Origin of the sequence: Streptomyces sp. NPDC006643 (genome assembly GCF_042870175.1) — a bacterium.
Classification (GTDB): Bacteria; Actinomycetota; Actinomycetes; order Streptomycetales; family Streptomycetaceae; genus Streptomyces.
Genome location: NZ_JBIAHA010000017.1, coordinates 35,822 through 54,957 on the forward strand (window position 1 = coordinate 35,822; position 19,136 = coordinate 54,957).

The 19,136-nt window shown below is 71.8% G+C and carries 17 protein-coding genes; 13 read left to right on the forward strand and 4 right to left on the reverse strand.

Translation table 11 applies throughout. The features are described 5' to 3' along the window. The first annotated feature begins 3 nt into the window (after positions 1 to 3). Positions 4 to 924, forward strand: coding sequence for a DNA polymerase beta superfamily protein (locus tag ACFYNU_RS23010; RefSeq protein WP_356588312.1), 921 nt, complete (start codon positions 4 to 6; stop codon positions 922 to 924). Here the strand turns inward: ACFYNU_RS23010 and ACFYNU_RS23015 are convergent. Then, positions 856 to 1,677 (reverse strand): DNA polymerase beta superfamily protein, encoded by an 822-nt coding sequence (locus tag ACFYNU_RS23015; protein ID WP_356588314.1) that lies wholly within the window; start codon positions 1,675 to 1,677, stop codon positions 856 to 858. The two genes, ACFYNU_RS23010 and ACFYNU_RS23015, sit on opposite strands and share 69 nt — an antisense overlap. A 134-nt stretch (positions 1,678 to 1,811) precedes the next feature. On the opposite strand from ACFYNU_RS23015, the gene aroH reads away from it, so the two are divergent. The 5 genes from aroH to der all read left to right on the forward strand — a co-directional run bounded on the left by aroH (position 1,812) and on the right by der (position 6,376). Beyond that, positions 1,812 to 2,174: a chorismate mutase gene (aroH, locus tag ACFYNU_RS23020; RefSeq protein WP_356588316.1), complete on the forward strand. Its 363-nt coding sequence runs from the start codon at positions 1,812 to 1,814 to the stop codon at positions 2,172 to 2,174. Continuing rightward, entirely contained in the window at positions 2,171 to 3,256 is a 1,086-nt protein-coding gene (locus tag ACFYNU_RS23025) for a prephenate dehydrogenase (RefSeq protein ID WP_356588318.1), read from the forward strand. Before aroH ends, ACFYNU_RS23025 begins: the two co-directional genes overlap by 4 nt. Before the next feature lie 193 nt (positions 3,257 to 3,449). Continuing rightward, entirely contained in the window at positions 3,450 to 4,175 is a 726-nt protein-coding gene (gene cmk, locus ACFYNU_RS23030) for a (d)CMP kinase (RefSeq protein WP_356588320.1), read from the forward strand. Next, entirely contained in the window at positions 4,172 to 4,846 is a 675-nt protein-coding gene (locus ACFYNU_RS23035) for a lysophospholipid acyltransferase family protein (RefSeq protein WP_356588322.1), read from the forward strand. Before cmk ends, ACFYNU_RS23035 begins: the two co-directional genes overlap by 4 nt. Positions 4,847 to 4,897: 51 nt before the next feature. Then, positions 4,898 to 6,376 carry a ribosome biogenesis GTPase Der gene (gene der / locus ACFYNU_RS23040; RefSeq protein WP_356588327.1) on the forward strand — a complete coding sequence of 493 codons (1,479 nt, stop codon included), beginning with the start codon at positions 4,898 to 4,900 and terminating at the stop codon, positions 6,374 to 6,376. A 443-nt stretch (positions 6,377 to 6,819) separates the two neighbouring features. Here the strand turns inward: der and ACFYNU_RS23045 are convergent, their stop codons facing one another. Next, positions 6,820 to 7,596 (reverse strand): hypothetical protein, encoded by a 777-nt coding sequence (locus ACFYNU_RS23045; protein WP_356588329.1) that lies wholly within the window; start codon positions 7,594 to 7,596, stop codon positions 6,820 to 6,822. 502 nt (positions 7,597 to 8,098) lie between these two features. Here ACFYNU_RS23045 and ACFYNU_RS23050 point away from each other — a divergent pair. The 3 genes from ACFYNU_RS23050 to ACFYNU_RS23060 all read left to right on the forward strand — a co-directional run bounded on the left by ACFYNU_RS23050 (position 8,099) and on the right by ACFYNU_RS23060 (position 11,059). Continuing rightward, positions 8,099 to 9,382 carry a glycosyltransferase family 4 protein gene (locus ACFYNU_RS23050; RefSeq protein WP_356588331.1) on the forward strand — a complete coding sequence of 428 codons (1,284 nt, stop codon included), beginning with the start codon at positions 8,099 to 8,101 and terminating at the stop codon, positions 9,380 to 9,382. 102 nt (positions 9,383 to 9,484) lie between these two features. Beyond that, positions 9,485 to 10,453, forward strand: a complete 969-nt coding sequence (locus tag ACFYNU_RS23055) for a YafY family protein (protein ID WP_356588333.1) — start codon at positions 9,485 to 9,487, stop codon at positions 10,451 to 10,453. A gap of 390 nt (positions 10,454 to 10,843) precedes the next feature. Then, complete coding sequence (locus ACFYNU_RS23060) at positions 10,844 to 11,059, forward strand: I78 family peptidase inhibitor (RefSeq protein WP_356588335.1); 216 nt, start codon at positions 10,844 to 10,846, stop codon at positions 11,057 to 11,059. A gap of 94 nt (positions 11,060 to 11,153) precedes the next feature. Here the strand turns inward: ACFYNU_RS23060 and ACFYNU_RS23065 are convergent, their stop codons facing one another. Beyond that, a complete protein-coding gene (locus tag ACFYNU_RS23065; RefSeq protein ID WP_356588337.1) occupies positions 11,154 to 12,152 on the reverse strand; it encodes a phosphatase PAP2 family protein in 999 nt (332 codons plus the stop codon). A 468-nt stretch (positions 12,153 to 12,620) separates the two neighbouring features. On the opposite strand from ACFYNU_RS23065, the gene ACFYNU_RS23070 reads away from it, so the two are divergent. Beyond that, positions 12,621 to 14,315: an MFS transporter gene (locus tag ACFYNU_RS23070; protein WP_356588339.1), complete on the forward strand. Its 1,695-nt coding sequence runs from the start codon at positions 12,621 to 12,623 to the stop codon at positions 14,313 to 14,315. Positions 14,316 to 14,359: 44 nt separating this feature from the next. Next, positions 14,360 to 15,571, forward strand: a complete 1,212-nt coding sequence (locus ACFYNU_RS23075; protein ID WP_356588341.1) for an acyl-CoA dehydrogenase family protein — start codon at positions 14,360 to 14,362, stop codon at positions 15,569 to 15,571. A gap of 33 nt (positions 15,572 to 15,604) precedes the next feature. Here the strand turns inward: ACFYNU_RS23075 and ACFYNU_RS23080 are convergent, their stop codons facing one another. Further along, positions 15,605 to 16,039, reverse strand: coding sequence for a cell division protein SepF (locus tag ACFYNU_RS23080; protein ID WP_356588343.1), 435 nt, complete (start codon positions 16,037 to 16,039; stop codon positions 15,605 to 15,607). A 276-nt stretch (positions 16,040 to 16,315) separates the two neighbouring features. Between ACFYNU_RS23080 and ACFYNU_RS23085 the strand changes: the two genes are divergently transcribed. Both ACFYNU_RS23085 and ACFYNU_RS23090 read left to right on the forward strand, forming a co-directional pair. After that, the gene (locus ACFYNU_RS23085) at positions 16,316 to 17,557 is read left to right on the forward strand and encodes a DUF5685 family protein (RefSeq protein WP_356588345.1); all 1,242 of its coding nucleotides are present in this window, start codon (positions 16,316 to 16,318) and stop codon (positions 17,555 to 17,557) included. Positions 17,558 to 17,980: 423 nt separating this feature from the next. Continuing rightward, entirely contained in the window at positions 17,981 to 18,880 is a 900-nt protein-coding gene (locus tag ACFYNU_RS23090; RefSeq protein ID WP_356588347.1) for a S1 family peptidase, read from the forward strand. The last annotated feature ends 256 nt before the right edge of the window (positions 18,881 to 19,136 follow it).

The following is a 19,136-nucleotide window of genomic DNA, read 5'->3' on the forward strand; positions in this document are numbered from 1 at the left end:
TCCATGCGTATGGATGACGAACACGCGGCCGACGAAGGCCCCTTCGACCACGCCCTCGCCCAACAGGCCGCCGCGCCCGCCGCCGAACCGGCCCTCGCGCCCGCCGCCGAGATCGCCGAGGATGCCGAGACCTCCGACTCCCTCGCCACCGAGCGCGCCCGGCGTCTGCACCGCGCCGGGCTGCCCCTGACCGACCTCGGCACCGTCCTCGCCGAGGAGTCCGGTCCGCTGCTGTTCGCCACCGTCTCCGGCGCCCACCTGTACGGATTCCCCTCCACCGACTCGGACGTCGACCTGCGCGGTGCCCACCTGCTGCCGGTGGCCGAACTCATCGGACTCCACGAGCCGGACGAGACCCGGTCCCGGACGTGGGACCACGACGGCGTGGAGATGGACCTGGTCAGCCATGATCTGCGGAAGTTCGTCCGCATGATGATGCGGCGCAACGGCTACGTGCTGGAACAACTGCACTCGCCGCTGGTCGTGCACTCGACCGAGGCGCACCGCGAACTGCTCTCGCTCGCCCCCGGCGTGCTCACCGGCCACCACGCCCATCACTACCGGGGATTCGCCGCCACCCAGTGGCGGCTCTTCGAGAAGACCGGCGAACTCAAGCCGCTGCTCTACACGTTCAGGGCGCTGCTCACCGGCGTCCATCTGATGCGCAGCGGCGAGGTGCAGGCCCATCTGCCCACGCTGCTCGGCGAGGTGAGCGCGCCCGACTATCTGCCCGAACTGATCGAGGCGAAGGCGGAGGCCGAACACGGCGCGGCGACCGGACTCGCCCCGACCCGCCTCCAGAGCGACGTCGACGCGCTCCACGAGGTGCTGGCGGAGGCCAGGGCCGAGACCCGGCTACCCGACGCCCCGGCCGGGTACGAGGCGCTCCACGACCTGGTCGTCCGCACCCGACTGGAGCGCTGACGCCTGGGGCGGCGAGGTCTGGAGCGCACCCGCCTGGAGTGCATCCGCCTGGAGCGCCGACGCGCGCCGTGTGCGGATCACGAAGTCCTCGACCCTGGCGCGGTCCGGCCCGGCGGGCAGCGGGGTGCCGGCGAGCGCGGCGTCCGCCTCCTCGCCGAGACGGTTCATCCGCCGCTCCACCTCCGTCCACGGCACCTCGCCGCGCTTGACCTCCAGCAGCGGCTCGCGGTGCTCACCCGCGTCGATGACCAGCCGTCCCGTACGGAGCAGGTCACGGCAGCTGCCCAGCAGCCGCAGCAGATGCATGGCGTGCTTCCAGCGGGGCGCGCCGTGCTGCCGGACGTCCGCCTCCAGCTTCCTGCGCTGGCCGATCGCGTAACGGACGAACGTCTCGTGGGCCTGCCGGGAGAGGAACGCCTCGCGCAGGGCGAGGAGTTCACGGCCCGTGCCGTCGACGTACTCGACCAGCGGGGAGTGCAGACACTCCAGCACATTGGGATTGCTCCGCAGCGCGAGCAGACAGAACCGCTCCAGCTCCCAGGAGAACTGCTCCTCGGCCGGCCCGTCGACATGCGTCGGGGGCTTCTCGAAGCCCCAGTAGAGCGGCGTCGGCGCCAGGAAGACCCCGCGCCGGTCGGTGTCGCTGCCCTCGGTCGCCAGACCGAAGGCGCGGGAGCCCATGACGCACGCGTAGATCGTGTGGTCGCGTACGAGGTCCTCGGGTCGTATACGGGGAGATCCCTCTGGTCGCATACGCGGAGATTACGGGAGCCCCGCGCGTGCCGCGCCCCCGCCGTCTCGCGGGACGGTCGCCCCGGGCCGTACCGCCACCCGTCTGTCTAACCTGGACACAGCACACGATCACTGAGCGGGACGAGGAGCACGACGTGCCGGTACGAGCAGTCCGAGGGGCCGTCCAGCTGGAGCGGGACGAGCCGGGGCACATGGACGAGCAGGTCGCCCAGCTGCTCTCCACCATCCTGGAGCGCAACGCCCTCGGCGCGGACGACCTGATCAGCATCTGGTTCACGGCCACCCCCGACCTGCACAGCGACTTCCCCGCCGCGGCGGCGCGCGGCATCGGCATCGTGGACGTACCGCTGATCTGCGCGCAGGAACTGGACATCGAGGGCGCCATGCCACGCGTGGTCCGTATCCTCGCCCATGTCGAGTCCGACCGCCCCCGTTCCGAGATCGCGCACGTCTACCTCGGCGCCGCGGCAGCCCTCCGCAAGGACATCGCCCAGTGAGAACCGCCCTCGTCATCGGTACCGGCCTGATCGGCACCTCGGCCGCACTGACCCTCACCGGGCGCGGCGTCGCCGTGCATCTCGTGGACCACGACCCGGCCAGGGCGCGGACGGCGGCGGCGCTCGGCGCCGGCACCGAGGAGCCGCCGGCCGGCCCCGTCGACCTCGCGATCGTCGCCGTACCGCCCGCGCACACAGCCACCGTGCTCGCCGCCGCGATGCGCGCAGGCAGCGCGCGCGGCTACCTGGACGTCGCGAGCGTCAAGGGCGGCCCCCGGCGCGAGCTGGAGGCGCTGGGCCTCGACCTGGGCACGTACATCGGTACGCATCCGATGGCCGGCAAGGAGAGCTCGGGGCCGCTCGCCGCGACAGCCGACCTCTTCGAGGGCCGCCCCTGGGTGCTGACACCGATGCCCGGCACCGACACCGAGGTGCTGAACCTGGCCCTCGAACTGGTCGCGCTCTGCCGCGCCGTGCCGGTGGTCATGGACGCCGACGCCCACGACCGGGCCGTCGCCCTCGTCTCCCACACCCCGCAGCTGATCTCCTCGATGGTCGCCGCCCGCCTCCAGGACGCCGACGAGGCGGCCGTACGGCTCTGTGGCCAGGGCATCCGCGACGTCACCCGGATCGCCGCCTCCGACCCCCGGATGTGGGTCGAGATCCTGACCGCGAACCCGGGGCCGGTCGCCGACGTCCTCGCGGGCGTCGCCGCCGACCTGGACGAGACCGTCGAGGCGCTGCGGGCGCTCCAGTCCGCCGACGAGGACAAGCGGCGCGGCGGCGCCGACGGCATCGAGGACGTACTGCGGCGCGGCAACGCCGGCCGGGTACGGGTACCGGGCAAGCACGGCGCCGCCCCGGCGTCGTACGAGACGGTGGCCGTCCTGATCAGCGACCGGCCGGGCGAGCTGGCCCGTATCTTCGCGGACGCCGGAAGCGCGGGGGTCAACATCGAGGACGTCCGGATCGAGCACGCGACCGGGCAGGAAGCGGGTCTGGTGCAGCTGATGGTGGAGCCCGCCGCGGCGCCCGTCCTCAGCGCGGCGCTGCGCGAGCGCGGCTGGTCGATCCGCCGCTGAGGGCGGCGCGAAGCCCGCCCCAAGGCCGGTCCGGGGGCGGGCTTACGCGGGGGTGTAAGGGACACGCCCAGCACTCGGTAACCTTGTGCGGGGGCGCGACGACGTCTGGGCGTCCGGAAACGACCCCCCGAACGTCCCGAGAGAGTCGCGCGAACGACCTCGCGCACGACTCCGCGCCCCGTGAACCAGGAAGGTGTCCGCCCCCGTGGAAACCGCTGCAACCGACGCCAGGACCGCCCCGGCCGCCGTGATCGTCGCCATCGACGGGCCCGCGGGCACCGGCAAGTCGAGCACGTCCCGGTCCGTGGCCACCCAGCTCGGACTGAGCTACCTGGACACGGGCGCGCAGTACCGGGCGATCACCTGGTGGATGATCAGCAACGGCGTCGACGTCCAGGACGCCTCGGCCGTCGCGACGGCGGCCGGCAAGCCGGTCATCGTCTCCGGCACCGACGCGGCGAACCCGACGATCACCGTCGACGGCGTGGACGCCTCCGGCCCCATCCGCACCCAGGAGGTCACGGCCAAGGTCAGCGCGGTCAGCGCCGTCCCCGAGGTACGGGCCGTCATCACCGCGCTCCAGCGCTCCATCGCGGCCGGCGCCCCCAACGGCATCGTCGTCGAGGGCCGCGACATCGGCACGACCGTGCTGCCCGACGCGGACCTGAAGGTCTTCCTCACCGCGACGCCCGAGGCGCGCGCCGCGCGCCGCAGCGGCGAACTCAAGGGCAAGGAGGCCACGGACCTCACCGCCACCAGGGAAGCGCTGGTCAAGCGGGACGCGATCGACTCCAGCCGTAAGACGTCACCGCTGGCCAAGGCGGCCGACGCGGTCGAGGTGGACACCACCGACCTCACGCTCCAGCAGGTCATCGAGTGCGTCGTCACCCTTGTCGAGGAGAAGCGGGCGGCCCGATGACCGGACCCTCCCGGAAGGGCGCGCCGTCCCCGAGGGGCGCGGCGGTGGGCCGCCGCATCGGCATCGGACTGATGTACGGCCTGTGGCGGCCACGGGTGCTCGGCGCCTGGCGGGTCCCCGCGAGCGGCCCGGTGATCCTGGCCGTCAACCACTCGCACAACATCGACGGGCCGATGCTCATGGGCACCGCGCCCAGGCCCGTGCACTTCCTGATCAAGAAAGAGGCGTTCATCGGTCCGCTCGACCCGTTCCTGCTGTCCATCGGACAGCTGAAGGTGGACCGTACGATCACCGATCGCGCCGCCGTCACCGACGCGCTCGGGGTGCTCCAGGGCGGCGGAGTCCTGGGGATCTTCCCCGAGGGCAGCAGGGGAGAGGGCGACTTCGCCTCCCTGCGGTCCGGACTCGCGTACTTCGCGGTACGCACCGGGGCGCCGATCGTCCCGGTGGCGGTGCTGGGGAGCACGGAGCGGCGCGGGCGGCTGATAGGCGCGCTGCCGCCGCTGCGCGACCGTATCGACGTCGTCTTCGGGGACGCGTTCGAGGCCGGGGGCAGCGGCCGGCGCACGCGGCAGGCGATGGACGACGCCACGCTGCGGATCCAGAAGCGGCTGACCGCCCATCTGGACAACGCCAGACGCCTCACCGGGCGCCGGGCAGGACTTGAGTAGTGCACCGCGCAGTCGCGGCGCACCGATCACGATGAACGAGGTACGGACTTCATGAACGACCACATTCACTCCGGCGACGCCGGGACGCCCGGCGATGAGCACGGAGCGCTCGGCGACGCCGAGTACTCGGAGTTCATGGAGCTCGCGGCCCAGGAGGGCTTCGACCCCGAGGAGGTCGAGGGCGCGATCGGCGAGGCCGGTCACGGCCCGCTGCCCGTACTCGCCGTCGTCGGCCGCCCCAATGTCGGCAAGTCGACCCTCGTGAACCGCATCATCGGCCGCCGTGAGGCGGTCGTGCAGGACAAGCCCGGCGTCACACGCGACCGCGTCACCTACGAGGCCGAGTGGGCCGGGCGCCGCTTCAAGCTCGTCGACACCGGCGGCTGGGAGCAGGACGTCCTCGGACTCGACGCGTCCGTCGCCGCGCAGGCCGAGTACGCGATCGAGACCGCCGACGCGGTGGTCTTCGTCGTGGACTCCACGGTCGGCGCCACCGACACCGACGAGGCCGTCGTCAGACTGCTGCGCAAGGCGGGCAAGCCCGTCGTGCTCTGCGCCAACAAGGTCGACGGCCAGAGCGGCGAGGCGGACGCGACGGCGCTGTGGTCGCTCGGTCTCGGCCAGCCGCACCCCGTCTCCTCGCTGCACGGACGCGGTACGGGCGACATGCTCGACGCCGTCCTGGAGGCGCTGCCCGAGGCCCCCGAGCAGACCTTCGGCACCACGATCGGTGGCCCGCGCCGGATCGCGCTCATCGGCCGCCCGAACGTCGGCAAGTCCTCGCTGCTGAACAAGGTCGCGGGTGAGGAGCGCGTCGTCGTCAACGAGATCGCGGGCACCACCCGCGACCCGGTGGACGAGCTGATCGAACTCGGCGGCACCGTCTGGAAGTTCGTGGACACGGCGGGCATCAGGCGCCGCGTGCACCTCCAGGAGGGCGCCGACTACTACGCCTCGCTCCGTACGGCAGCCGCCGTGGAGAAGGCGGAGGTCGCCGTCGTCCTCATCGACACCAGCGAGTCCATCAGCGTCCAGGACCAGCGCATCATCACGATGGCCGTCGACGCGGGCCGCGCGCTCGTCGTCGCGTTCAACAAGTGGGACACCCTCGACGAGGAGCGCCGCTACTACCTGGAGCGCGAGATCGAGACCGAGCTGGCGCAGATCGCGTGGGCGCCCCGCGTCAACGTCTCCGCGCGCACCGGCCGCCACATGGAGCGGCTGGTCCCGGCGATCGAGACGGCGCTCGCGGGCTGGGAGACGCGGGTGCCGACCGGCAGGCTCAACGCCTTCCTCGGCGAACTCGTCGCCGGTCACCCGCACCCGATCCGCGGCGGCAAGCAGCCGCGCATCCTGTTCGGTACGCAGGCGGGCACCCGCCCGCCCCGGTTCGTGCTCTTCGCCTCCGGCTTCATCGAGGCGGGCTACCGGCGCTTCGTGGAGCGCAGGCTCCGCGAGGAGTTCGGCTTCGAGGGCACCCCGATCCACATCTCGGTGCGGGTGCGGGAGAAGCGCGGCCGTAAGAAGTGACACGGAAGAAGCCGGTGGCAGCGCCATCTGCGGCCGGCCGTACTGCCGGCCGCTCTGCCACGTACTCGTGAACGAGGACGGCCGGCTCTCGGAGGAGCCGTGCATCCCCGTACCGAAGGCGGTGAAGCCGAGGCTCTCCTCACCGCTCCGGTCGCCCGGCAGGGTCCTGAACGACCGCAGGTACTCGGAGTACAGCGCGTCGTAGATCGGCGTGGCCGAGTAGCCGGACGAGTATCCGGCCGGGGGGTCCTGGGCCGGACGCATGGCGGGGACCTGGGGCTGGTACTGCTGACGTGAACGGTCGTATGAGTGCACGTAGGTGCCAACGACCCCGTCGTCCGACGGATGCGGCCTGACCGGCGAAAATGCTGGTCGCGAGGGGTGGGAGGGCGATTCGGCGGGAGTACGGGCCCGGTCCTGGCCGGGAACGTGTCCCTCGTCCGTCACGTGCCGGCCAGCGGCATCGCCGCGGCCACCAGACGCCCGTCGGCCGCCGCCTTGTCCAGCGCGTCGCGCAGCAGGTCCTCACGCGGCTGCTGGCCGATGGAGCCGACCGGTGCGGCGAAGACCAGCACCGTCCGCGACTTGTTGGCGGCGGCCCGCCAGTCGCTGGTCACCTGGAGCGGCTGGTGCGCCTGCCACCAGGCGACCGGGGTGCCACCGCCCGTACCGGGCTGGAGGACCGCGTGCAGCTGACCCATGGCGAGCAGCACGGACCAGCCGGTCAGCGTGCCCGGGGGCCGGCTGAGATCGCTGACCGGCTGGAAGCCCTGCTCCGCGAGAAGCGGCAGGAACTCGTCCTCGTCACCGGCCGAACCGGGCCGGGCGATGGGACCGGTCGGCTCGACGACGAGAGCCGGGTGCAGCTGGTTGTCGATCAGCACGAGACCGCTGGTGACCCCGAGGACGGCCTGCTCACCGCCGGTGGCCGCGGGCCGCGGGTCCGCGCCGGTGATGCTGCGGACGGCGCCCTGGAGCTGGTCCTCGGCGACCTTGACGACCTGGGAGGGGATGCAGGAGGCGTGGGCGAAGGCGAGGACGGCGGTCTCCTCGCCGATGAACAGCACGGTGCTGGTGCGTTCGGTTTCGGAGTCGCCCGGGGTACGGCAGGAGGTGCAGTCGTAGCTGCCCGGGGAGTTCTCGCCGACGAGCAGGCGATCGGCTTCTTCGTCGCCGATCTCGGCGCGTACGTCTTCGCTGACGTCGAGCATGCGCGGCACGGGTGGCTCCTCGAACTCGGTGCGTGGGCCGGGCTGTTCCCGGCTCGTAAAGAGACAACGGGCGAGCTGTCACCGGGGTCACGCACGAAGCCGGACGAATCGAACCGCCGGGGTGCGGGCTCCCCCGGGGGACGTCCGGGGGCGGGCCCGTCGCCCGTCCGGCCCGGCGCCGCCCCGGGTGAAGTCCCGGCCGCGGGGCGGTGGTTGGACGCCGCCGTACCCCGTGGCGAGGTCCGGAAGGCGCCCCGCCCGACCCATCGTGGCCGGCGTCGCCGCACGGGCGCCCACGCGGGGCGCCGCGTCGCCCGGCGCCCCGAACACGCCTCGCACGTACGGGTGAAGCTTCCCGGCGCCCCCGCCCGGTCGGCCGTCGGGCGGCCGGGTGCCGCGCGAAGGTGCGACGGGCGGCGGTCCCGGCGCGGCTCACGGGCCCGGCCCGACAGTCGCGGCAGCGGGACCGGCCCACACTCGCGGCAGGTTGAACAGGGAGACAGCGCAGTCCATGCACATCTCGTTTCTGCTTCACAACGCCTTCGGCGTCGGCGGCACGATCCGCACCACGTTCAATCTCTCGCGGGCGCTCGCGGAGCGGCACGACGTCGAGATCGTCTCGGTCTTCCGGCACCGTGACGAACCGACGCTCGGCGCGCCCGAGGGCGTCCTGCTGCGCCATCTCGTCGATCTGCGCAAGAACAGCGCCGGTTACGACGGCGGGCATCCCGACATCGAACGGCCCGCCAGGGTCTTTCCGCGCGGCGACGGACGGCACCGGCAGTACAGCCGGCTCACCGACGCCCGTATCGCCGAGCATCTGCGGACGCTGACGGCCGACGTCGTCGTCGGCACCCGGCCGGGGCTCAACTGCCATATCGCCCGGCAGACCCGGCGCGGCCCGGTCCGGGTCGGCCAGGAGCACCTCACGCTGGACAGCCACAGCAACCGGCTGCGCCGCGAGATCGCCCACCGGTATCTGCTGCTCGACGCCGTCACCACCGTCACCGAGGCCGACGCGCGGGCCTACCGCTCCCGGCTGCGGCTGCCCGGCGTACGGATCGACGCGGTGCCGGGCAGCGTGCCCGCACCCACCGTCGCCCCCGCCGACTCCACCGGCAGATGGGTCGTCGCGGCGGGCCGGCTCACCTCCGTCAAGCGGTACGACCTGCTGATCACGGCCTTCGCCGAGGTGGTGGCCGCCCGGCCCGACTGGCGGCTGCGGATCTACGGCGCGGGCGACGCCACCGGCGACGAACGCGCCGCGCTGCGCGCCCTGATCGAGGAGCGCGGGCTCCACGACCACGTCCATCTCATGGGCACGGTCAACCCGCTGGAACCGGAGTGGGTCAAGGGGTCGATCGCCGCGTCCACGTCGAGCCACGAGTCCTTCGGCATGACGATCGTCGAGGCGATGCGCTGCGGGCTGCCCGTCGTCTCCACCGACTGCCCGCACGGGCCCCGCGAGATCATCGAGGACGGGGTGGACGGGCGGCTGGTGCCGGTCGGCGACGTGGACGCCGTCGCGGGCGCGCTCCTCGCACTGATCGAGGACGACGAACTGCGGCGGCGTACCGGACTTGCGGCCGTCGAGTCGTCCGCCCGGTTCGACCCGGCGCGGATCGCGGAGCGCCATGAGGCGCTGTACGCCGATCTGGTCGCACGCGGCCGGAGCGCGGGACCGCGCCGGGCGGTGCTCGGCACCGTACGGCGCGGCCGGGGCCTCCTCATGGGCGGTACGCGGACGGTGCGCGAACTGGCGGCGACCGCGGTCCGCAGGGCGAGGACCACCTGAGCGCCCCCGTCGCGCACCGCGCCGCCGACGCGGCGGACTGACACCGTCCACGGCCCCGTCTTGCGGACAGAACCTGTCCGCGACGGCTGGCAGAATCGGCGCATGCTGGAAACCTCGGCCCGTCTGCTCCGTCTGCTCTCCCTCCTCCAGGCCCACCGCGAATGGTCCGGCTCCGATCTGGCCGAACGTCTCGGGGTGACGCCCCGCACCGTACGGCGCGACGTCGACCGGCTGCGCGAGCTGGGCTACCCGGTCAACGCCAGCCCCGGCACCGGCGGCGGCTACCAGCTCGGCGCCGGTGCCCAGCTGCCGCCGCTCCTGCTGGACGACGAGGAGGCCGTCGCCGTCGCCGTCGGGCTGCGTACGGCGGCGGGCAACGGCATCGAGGGCATCGGCGAGACATCCGTCCGCGCGCTCGCCAAGCTGGAACAGGTTCTGCCGAGCCGGCTGCGCCGCCGGGTCGGCGCGCTCAACGCCTTCACCGTCCCGATGCTCCGGGGCACCGGCGGCCCCACCGTCGACGCGAGCGTCCTCACCGAACTGGCGAACCTCTGCCGGGACGGCGAGCGGCTGCGCTTCGACTATCTCGACCATGCCGGTGCCGCCAGCCGCCGCACCGTGGAGCCGCACCGGCTGGTGTGCACCGAACGCCGCTGGTATCTGGTCGCCTGGGACCTGGACCGCGCCGACTGGCGTACGTTCCGGGCCGACCGTGTGACCCCCAGGCCCCCGCACGGCCCCCGCTTCCCGCCCCGCGAACCGCCCGCCGAGGATCTGGCCGCCTATGTCTCCGAGGGCGTCTCCACCCGCGCCTACGCCGAGTCGGCGGTGATCAGGCTGCACGCGTCCGCCACGGAGGCGGCGCGACTGGTGTCACCGTCCGCCGGTGTGCTGGAGCCGGTCGACGAGCGGAGCTGTCTGCTGCGGACCGGGGCGGGCGGTCTGGACGTGATGGTGGTCCATGTGATGCTCCTCGGCATCGACTTCGAGGTGGTCGAGCCGGTGGAGCTGACCGAGCACATGAGGACGGCGCGGGATCGTCTTTCGCGAGCGCTGGGGGACGTCCCGTAACCCCGGAGCCGCCGTGTCCGGCGCCATCCGGAAGGTGTCGTACCGCCCATGATTGTGCGTGGGCGAGGTGAATTCCGTACGGCCTGTCAAATACTGGCGGCCCGTCGAACGGGGGAATTCCGGGACCGGAAAATACGGTGATCTTCGAGTCTGCCGAATTGCTTATCGCTTACTTACGGCCGATGTGTGAACAGTGCTCGGAAGGCGAGTGGGAGTCGCCGAACACATGTCGTGATCCTGTGACACAAGTGTGACCGCGATCGTACGTAAGTGCGTGGGGAAGGTGACCGGACGACCGCCGGGCACGGCCCTTCCGTCACCGTCCGCCGTCGCTGTCCGCTCCCGTCACCGACCGGGCCGACGCGGCCCACAAGCCCTACGCTGGGCCGTATGGCATCGATACCGACACCTCCGGCCCAGCCCGACGACGTGCCCGACTCCTATGTGGGCCTCGCCGCCCCCGAGGCCGAGCGGACCGCGCGCGAACGCGGCTGGACCACCGTCAGGGCCCTGCCGCCGGGCGCCATCATCACCATGGAGTTCCTGCAAGGGCGGCTGAACTTCGAGGTCGAGAACGGCACCGTCATCCGCTGCTGGCTGGGCTGACCGCGCAGTTGACCGTGAACAGGAAGAAGACCCCGGCGGACGCGCCGGGGTCTTCGCCGTCCTGACTGGTTCCGTGACCGGCCCTGACCGGGCCTCAGCCGCCCGTCACCGGCCGCGAACGCGGTGGCCGGCGGCTGCCCGCCGGGGTGGTCGGGGTCCGCTCCGAACGCGCCGTGGCGTGTGGCCGCGGCTGGGTGAGCTGCGCGGTCGTGTTCCGGCCGGCCGGACCCCGCCCCGTGTGGGCCGTACCGACCGTCGAGCGGCCGGCGTCCTCGTCCTCCTGCGCCGGGAGCTGAGGGACTATCACGGGCCAGGGCCCGTCGGCCGGTGCCTGCCCGGACACCGTCCCGCGCCGCTCACGCCACCGTGCGCGCACCTGCTCACGCACCCCGAGAACCGCGGTCTCGGTACGGGCGATCGTCGGCTCGAACCACGGCAGGGCGAGCAGGATCAGCAGCCCCGCGACCCAGCCGAGCAGAACGTCGCTCAGCCAGTGCGTGCCCAGATAGACGGTCGTCGCGCCGACGCCGAGCGCCACCACGGACGACCCGATCGACAGATAGCGCCTGGCCCGCGGGGTGGTGGCCAGATAGGCCAGGATTCCCCAGGTCACCACGGCGTTCGCGGTGTGTCCCGAGGGGAATATGTCGCCGCCCGCGAAGAGTTCGGCCGAACCGATCTGTGTCGCGTAGTGCGGGCCGAGCCGGCCGAGGCCGAGCTTCACCGCCCCCACGGTCACGTTGAGCAGCAGCAGTGACGCGCCGAGGACCAGCAGCGGTCGCAGCGTGTGCTGGCGCCAGGACCGCCAGCCCAGCCAGGCGGCGATCATCACGGCCGTGGGGCCGCGCTGGCCGAGCACCACGAAGTAGTCCAGGAACGCGTGCAGTTGCTGCCACTGCTGGTACGGCCGGAAGAGCATGATCTTCCAGTCCAGCGTCACCAGCCAGGACGAGGCGAGAACGGCGATGACGATGGCGAGATAGAACGCCAAAGTCCCGCCGAAGAGAGTCACGCGGGTACGGCTCATCCGCGGGATCTCTATCTTCGGCGGCTCCGGCTCCCGGTCCAGTCGGGCGAAGATGTCGGTACGCACCCAATCGACGTTACAGCGAGTGAACGGCCGTCTCGGTCGTTCCAGTCTCTTTGTGATGACGATGTGATGTGGAGTAGGTCTCGGATGGCTGTTTATCAGAGGCCGTCCCGCAATTGCGAGTGACGTTCCGGCCTATTGTCCGCTGCGAGGGGCCCGGGTAACCGTCTTTGTGCCCATCAGAATTAGTTCACCGTGACGTCGCACGGAATTTTCCGACCGCTTGACCGGCGCTTGACCGCGCCGGGGTGACCCCCGGCCGTCCGCCGCCCGTCGGCGTACGCCACACTTCGACGTCCGGCGGGGGCCCGCGCACCCGGCGGACTGCGGGTGAGCTGGGCCACGTTCCGTATCGGGGGACTCGCGTACGCTGTCGGCGCACTCGCCCGTCGATGCCGGGCCGCCTTGGGGGACCGCCACCGTCCCCGGCTGGTCCGCCGAGCGCGAGGGACTTCACTGGGAGGTACGCGGATGTCAGGGACCACCACGGCCGGAGCGCGGCTGCGTGCCGCCGTCGGCGGCGGTGCCCCCGGCGGCGGCGTCAACCGCTGGGCCGTCCTGGTCGTCCTCTGCGTCAGTCTGCTTCTCGTGGCGCTCGACGCGACCGTGCTGCACGTCGCCGTCCCCGCCGTCACCGAGGACCTGCGGCCCAGCGGTGTCGAGCTGCTGTGGATCGTGGACGCCTACCCGCTGGTCTGCGCCGCGCTGCTGATCCTCTTCGGCACGCTCGGCGACCGGATCGGCCGGCGCCGGGTCCTGCTCATCGGTTACGGGATCTTCGGTCTGGCATCGGTCCTGGCGGCCTTCGCCGGATCGCCCGGCATGCTGATCGCCGCCCGCGCCCTGCTGGGCATCGGCGGCGCGATGATCATGCCCGCGACGCTCTCCATCCTCCGTACCGTCTTCCCCGACCGGCGTGAGCGCGCCATGGCGATCGGCATCTGGACGGCGGTGGCCGCCGTCGGCGCCGCGACGGGACCGGTGCTCGGGGGATTCCTCGTCGAGCACTTCTGGTGGGGCTCCGTCTTCCTGATCAACGTGCCGCTGATGGCGCTGATCCTCCCCGTCGGCCGCTTCCTGCTGCCCGAGTCGAAGGGCGGCTGCGACGGCCCGTGGGACGTGGTCGGCGCGCTCATGGCCGCGACCGGGGTGCTCGGCACCGTCCTCGGGGTGAAGCGGCTCGGCGTGGGCGCCTCCATGCTCGACGTCAGGACCTTCGGGCCGCTGCTGCTGGGCGCGGTCCTGCTCTTCCTCTTCGTACGGAGGCAGCGGCGCCGGAAGCATCCGCTCATAGACGTGACGATGTTCGCCCGGCCCGCCTTCTCGACCTCCGTCGGCTGCATCGTCCTCGCGATGCTCGCCCTGGTCGGCCTGGAGCTGATCGCCGTCCAGTACCTCCAGCTGGTGCTGGGGCTCAGCCCGCTGGAGACCGGGCTGCGGCTGCTGCCGCTCACCTTCGCCGCCATGGCGGCGGGCGCCACCGGCTCGTACACCCTGCGCCGCGTCGGCCCGCGCCGGATGGTCGCCTGCGGGTTCGTCCTCACGGCGGGCGCCGTGCTGCTGCTGGTGATGATGGCTCACCACGACCGGCCGGCGCTGCTGACCACGGCCTTCGTACTGCTCGGCTTCGGCCTCCAGTCCACGCTCTTCGGCGCGTACGAGTCGATGCTCAGCGAGGCACCACCGGAGCAGGCGGGCGGCGCCGCGGCCATCGGCGAGACGGCGTACCAGCTCGGCGCGGGCATGGGCATCGCGCTGCTCGGCAGTGTCATGAACGCGGCCTACGCGCCCGGTCTGTCGTCGGGCGCGGTCGACGGGGTGCCCGCGGCGGCGGGGTCGGCCGCCGCCAACTCGCTGGGCCAGGCGTACCAGGTGGCCGCCCAGCTGGGCGGGCCGGCGGGGGAGGCCCTGCGTATCGCGGCGCGGCACTCCTTCGTGCACGGTCTGCATGTCACGCTCCTGGTCAGCGCGGCCCTGCTGCTGCTCGGCGCGGCGGCGGCGCTGCGGCTGCCCCGGGTGATGGACTGCGGGGCGCCGCCCCGGGACCGGGCCGAGGGCGTGGCGGGCGCCGGGGCGGACGGACCGGCACTCCGGCACCCCGCGCGGGGCGGTGGGTCTGGACGGGCCCCGGCCTTGCGCCGTAATCTCGGCGCCGAGCGTAACTAGCACTGCTAGTTTACTGACATCCGCGAGCCGCCGGAGGCAGCCCCATGTCCGCACCCTCAGCCTCGAAGCCGTCCCCCTCGAAACGTCCGCCCTTCGACCCGCGCGACCCCCTCGGCATCGACGACCTGCTGGAGCCCGAGGACCTGGCCGTCCGCGACACCGTGCGCTCCTGGGCCGCCGACCGGGTCATGCCGCACATCGCCGAGTGGTACGAGCGCGGCGAGCTGCCCGGCATCCGTGAGCTGAGCCGGGAACTCGGCTCCCTCGGCGCGCTCGGCATGTCGCTCCAGGGCTACGGCTGCGCGGGCGCCAGCTCCGTCCAGTACGGGCTCGCCTGTCTGGAGCTGGAGGCCGCCGACTCCGGAATCCGCTCGCTGGTCTCCGTGCAGGGCTCCCTCGCCATGTACGCGATCCACCGGTTCGGCTCCGAGGAGCAGAAGCAGCGGTGGCTGCCCGGCATGGCGGCCGGCGAGACCATCGGCTGCTTCGGTCTCACCGAGCCCGACCACGGCTCGGACCCGTCCGGGATGCGTACGTACGCCAAGCGTGAGGGCACCGACTGGGTGCTCACCGGCCGCAAGATGTGGATCACCAACGGCTCGGTCGCGGGTGTCGCCGTGGTCTGGGCGCAGACGGACGAGGGCATCCGCGGCTTTCTCGTCCCGGCCGGCAGCCCCGGCTTCTCGGCGCCCGAGATCAAGCACAAGTGGTCGCTGCGCGCCTCGGTCACCAGCGAACTGGTCATGGACGAGGTACGGCTCCCCGCCGACGCCGTACTCCCGGAGGTCACCGGTCTGCGCGGTCCGCTCAGCTGTCTGAGCCACGCCCGGTACGGGATCGTCTGGGGCTCGATGGGGGCGGCGCGCGCCAGTTTCGAGTCGGCGCTCGACTACGCGAAGACCCGCGAACAGTTCGGCAGGCCGATCGGCGGCTTCCAGCTCACCCAGGCCAAGCTCGCCGACATGGCGCTCGAACTGCACAAGGGAATCCTGCTCGCGCACCATCTCGGCCGGCGTCTGGACGCCGGGCGACTGCTTCCCGAGCAGGTCAGCTTCGGCAAGCTCAACAATGTGCGGGAGGCGATCGAGATCTGCCGTACCTCGCGCACGATTCTCGGGGCCAACGGGATCTCGCTCGAATATCCCGTGATGCGGCACGCGACGAATCTGGAGTCGGTGCTCACCTACGAGGGCACCGTCGAGATGCATCAGCTGGTGCTGGGCAAGGCACTCACCGGTCTGGACGCCTTCCGGTGACGACGCGACCGGGCGATCCGGTGAGCGCCTCGCTCAGCTCTGGTTGAAGAAGCCGTCCCGCCCGTGGGCCTTCGACTCCCCGCTGACGATCTCGGTGTCGGCGGGGGTCAGCAGGAACACCCGGGTGGCGACCCGGTCGATCGAGCCGCGGAGACCGAAGATCAGTCCGGCGGCGAAGTCGACCACGCGCTTGGCGTCGGCGGGCTCCATGGCGGTGAGGTTCAGGATGACCGGGACACCCTCCCGGAACATCTCGCCGATGCCACGCGCGTCCCGGAAGCTCTCCGGCGAGACGGTGGCGATCCTGCGCTCCTGTTCGGGAGCGGCCTCGGCGGCGATCCGCACCCGCGGATCGGTCTTCCAGGTGTCGTTGCTCTCGGCACCCTCGGAGTACTCGTCGTCGTAGTAACGCTCGTCGTTGTCCTCAACGAGGCCCAGCCAGGCACTCGCCTTGCGCACCGATCCCATGGACGCCTCCTTTCACCGCGGTCGCTTGTGGTTCCGCATCCCTATGGTTGTCCATGATGCGGATTGCGCGCCAAGTGGATTGTCGCCACGCAGGGGATTCGTGACGGTACTGGTGCAGAAGATATGGCGATTCGTCAGGTTTCTTCCTGTGTACGGGGCCTGACGTAATGAAAATATGAACGTCCAGCCAGACGGGTGACGGTGGGGACGTACGGGTGAACCGGACCGCTCGCCACGACGCCCGGCGCACCGCCCGACGACACCTGGGGGACCGTCGTGTTCGGAATTGTGAGGCCATGCAGCCATCGACTCTCGGAAGGACTCAGAACGGAGTGGATGGCTCATCTGTGCGGGCTGTGCCTGGCACTTCGCTCGGACCACGGACAGTTCTCCCGCATCGTCACCAACTATGACGGCCTGATCGTCTCCGTTCTGACGGAGGCTCAGGCCGAGCGCAGCACCGGATGGCGCCGTACAGCTGGCCCCTGCCCACTTCGCGGGATGCGAACCGCTCCGGTCGCGAAAGGCGAAGGAGCACGCCTTGCCGCGGCCGTGTCGCTGGTGCTCGCCTCCGCGAAGGTACGGGACCACGTCGCCGACGGGGACGGGGTGTTGAAGCGGCGGCCGGTGGCGCTCGCCGCCCGCCGGATCGCCGGCGGCTGGGACCGCGCGGGGGCGCGTACCGGCGCGGAGCTGGGTTTCGACACGGCGGTGCTCGTCGACGCGGTCGACCGGCAGACCGGCATCGAGGCCGTCGCCGGGCCGGGCACCTCGCTGCTCACCGTCACCGAGCCGACCGAGACGGCGACGGCCGCCGCGTTCGCGCACACCGCCGTACTCGCGGGCCGGCCGGGCAACATGGCGCCGCTCGCCGAGGCGGGCCGGCTCTTCGGGCGTCTCGCGCATCTGCTGGACGCCGTGGAGGACCGGGGAACTGACGCCGCGTCGGGCGCCTGGAACCCGCTCACGGCGACCGGCACCTCGCTCGCCGAGGCGCGCCGGCTCGCGGACGACGCGCTGCACGGCATCCGGCTGGCGCTGCGCGACGCGGAGTTCGTCGACGACAAGCTGGCGCACGTGCTGCTGGCGCACGAGCTGAGCACCTCCGTCGACCGCGCCTTCGGGACGTCCTCCTGCTCGCACCAGGGGCAGGCGAGCGCGGGGGAGGGGAATCCGTACGCAGGGCAGGGCGGGAGCCCGTACGGGGCGAACAATCCGTACGGGGGCGGGAATCCGTACGGCGGCCAGGGCGGCGGCAATCCCTACGGCGGCGGGGACCCCGGCGGGCCCGGTGGCCCTCGCGGCCCCCGCGACCTCGGCCCCAACCCCTCGCACGAGCCGCCCCCGCCGCCGAAGCGGCGCGGCTTCTGGGCCGGCTGCGCGGTGGCGATCGGTCTCTGCTGCACCTGCCGGCTCTGCTGTGCCAAGGAGTACGAGGGTCCGTGGTCGCGCAAGAAGCGTGAGGGCTGCTGCCGGGACTGCGACTGCGACTGCTGCGACTGCGGCTGCGACTGCTGAGTCCACTTCCGGCCGCCGGGCCCCGTCCGGCCGCCGAGTTCCTTCCGGCTACCCGGAAGGGCGAATTCCGGCCGTCTCCGCTCCTCCGCCCCGGCGGAGGAGCGGATTCTCGGTCTCCACCGGGTCTCCGTGGCCCGGGAGCGGCCCCGGACCGGGTCGCGCGGACCGGGTTTGTCCCACCATGTGGGCAACGCGGAAGCCGTGTCGACGGGGCGATTTCAAGGCACTTCAGCGGTATTCCGGCTGGTGCGACGGTCCGGTGCTGGCCGAAAGGCGCCCTTGCGTGGCCAGTTGGCTCATCCAATACTCCCCTCACAGCGCTTGTCAGGGGCACGGCATATCCGGAATCCGGACGTGTCCCCGACTGCGCCTCACGGGCCGGACCACCCCAATTCGGCCCCAGATTCCTTCGGAGGAACCAACGTGAGGATCAAGCGCACCACCCCCCGCAGTGGTATCGCGAGACGTACGCGTCTGCTCGCCATCACCACTGGTCTCGTGGCCGCAGCAGCGCTCGCCGCCCCGACGGCGATCGCCGACACGCCCCAGACCTTCAGTGCGACCCAGCTCACGGCGGCGAGCGACGCCATCCTGGGTGCCGACGTGGCGGGCACCGCCTGGTACGTCGACAAGACGACGAACGCCCTCGTCGTCGAGGCGGACTCCACCGTCAGCAAGGCGGAGATCGCCGAGATCAAGCGCGAGGCGGGTGCCAACGCCGGCGCCGTGCAGATCAAGCGGACGCCCGGCAAGCTCTCCAAGCTCCTCTCCGGCGGCGACGCGATCTACTCGCCCACCGGACGCTGCTCGGCCGGGTTCAACGTACGCAGCGGCAGCACCGACTACTTCCTGACCGCCGGTCACTGCACCGAGGGCAACCCGAACTGGTACACCAACTCGGCGCGCACCACCCTCATCGGTCCGACGGCGGGCTCCAGCTTCCCGGGCAACGACTACGGCATCGTGCGCTACTCCAACGCCTCGGTCCCGCGCCCCGGCACCGTCGGCAGCATCGACATCACCAGCGCGGCCAACGCCACCGTGGGCATGTCGGTCACCCGTCGCGGCTCCACGACCGGTACCCACAGCGGTAGCGTCCAGGGCCTCAACGCCACGGTCAACTACGGCGGCGGCGACGTCGTCTCCGGTCTGATCCGGACCAACGTCTGCGCCGAGCCCGGCGACAGCGGCGGCCCGCTCTACTCGGGCAGCCGCGCGATCGGCCTCACCTCGGGCGGCAGCGGCAACTGCTCCTCCGGCGGTACGACGTACTTCCAGCCGGTCGTCGAAGCGCTGAACGCGTACGGCGTCAGCATCACCTGAGCACCACCCCCGCACTGAGCTGAGACGAGTCCCCGCCCGAGAGCTCCGGGCGGGGACTCGACGCGTTTCCGGGACGAACTCCCGCACTAGGGGGTCGATTTCAAGACAGGACTAGTCCTCACCCGCTGCCGAACCGTTGATTGCACCGAGTGTTTACGAATGGAACGGCCCGGCTCTGACCTCCGCACGTGAACGGGGCGGGAGGGAAATGAACCCGTCATGTGCACGTCCTGAAGTCGACCTTGTGTGCTACTGG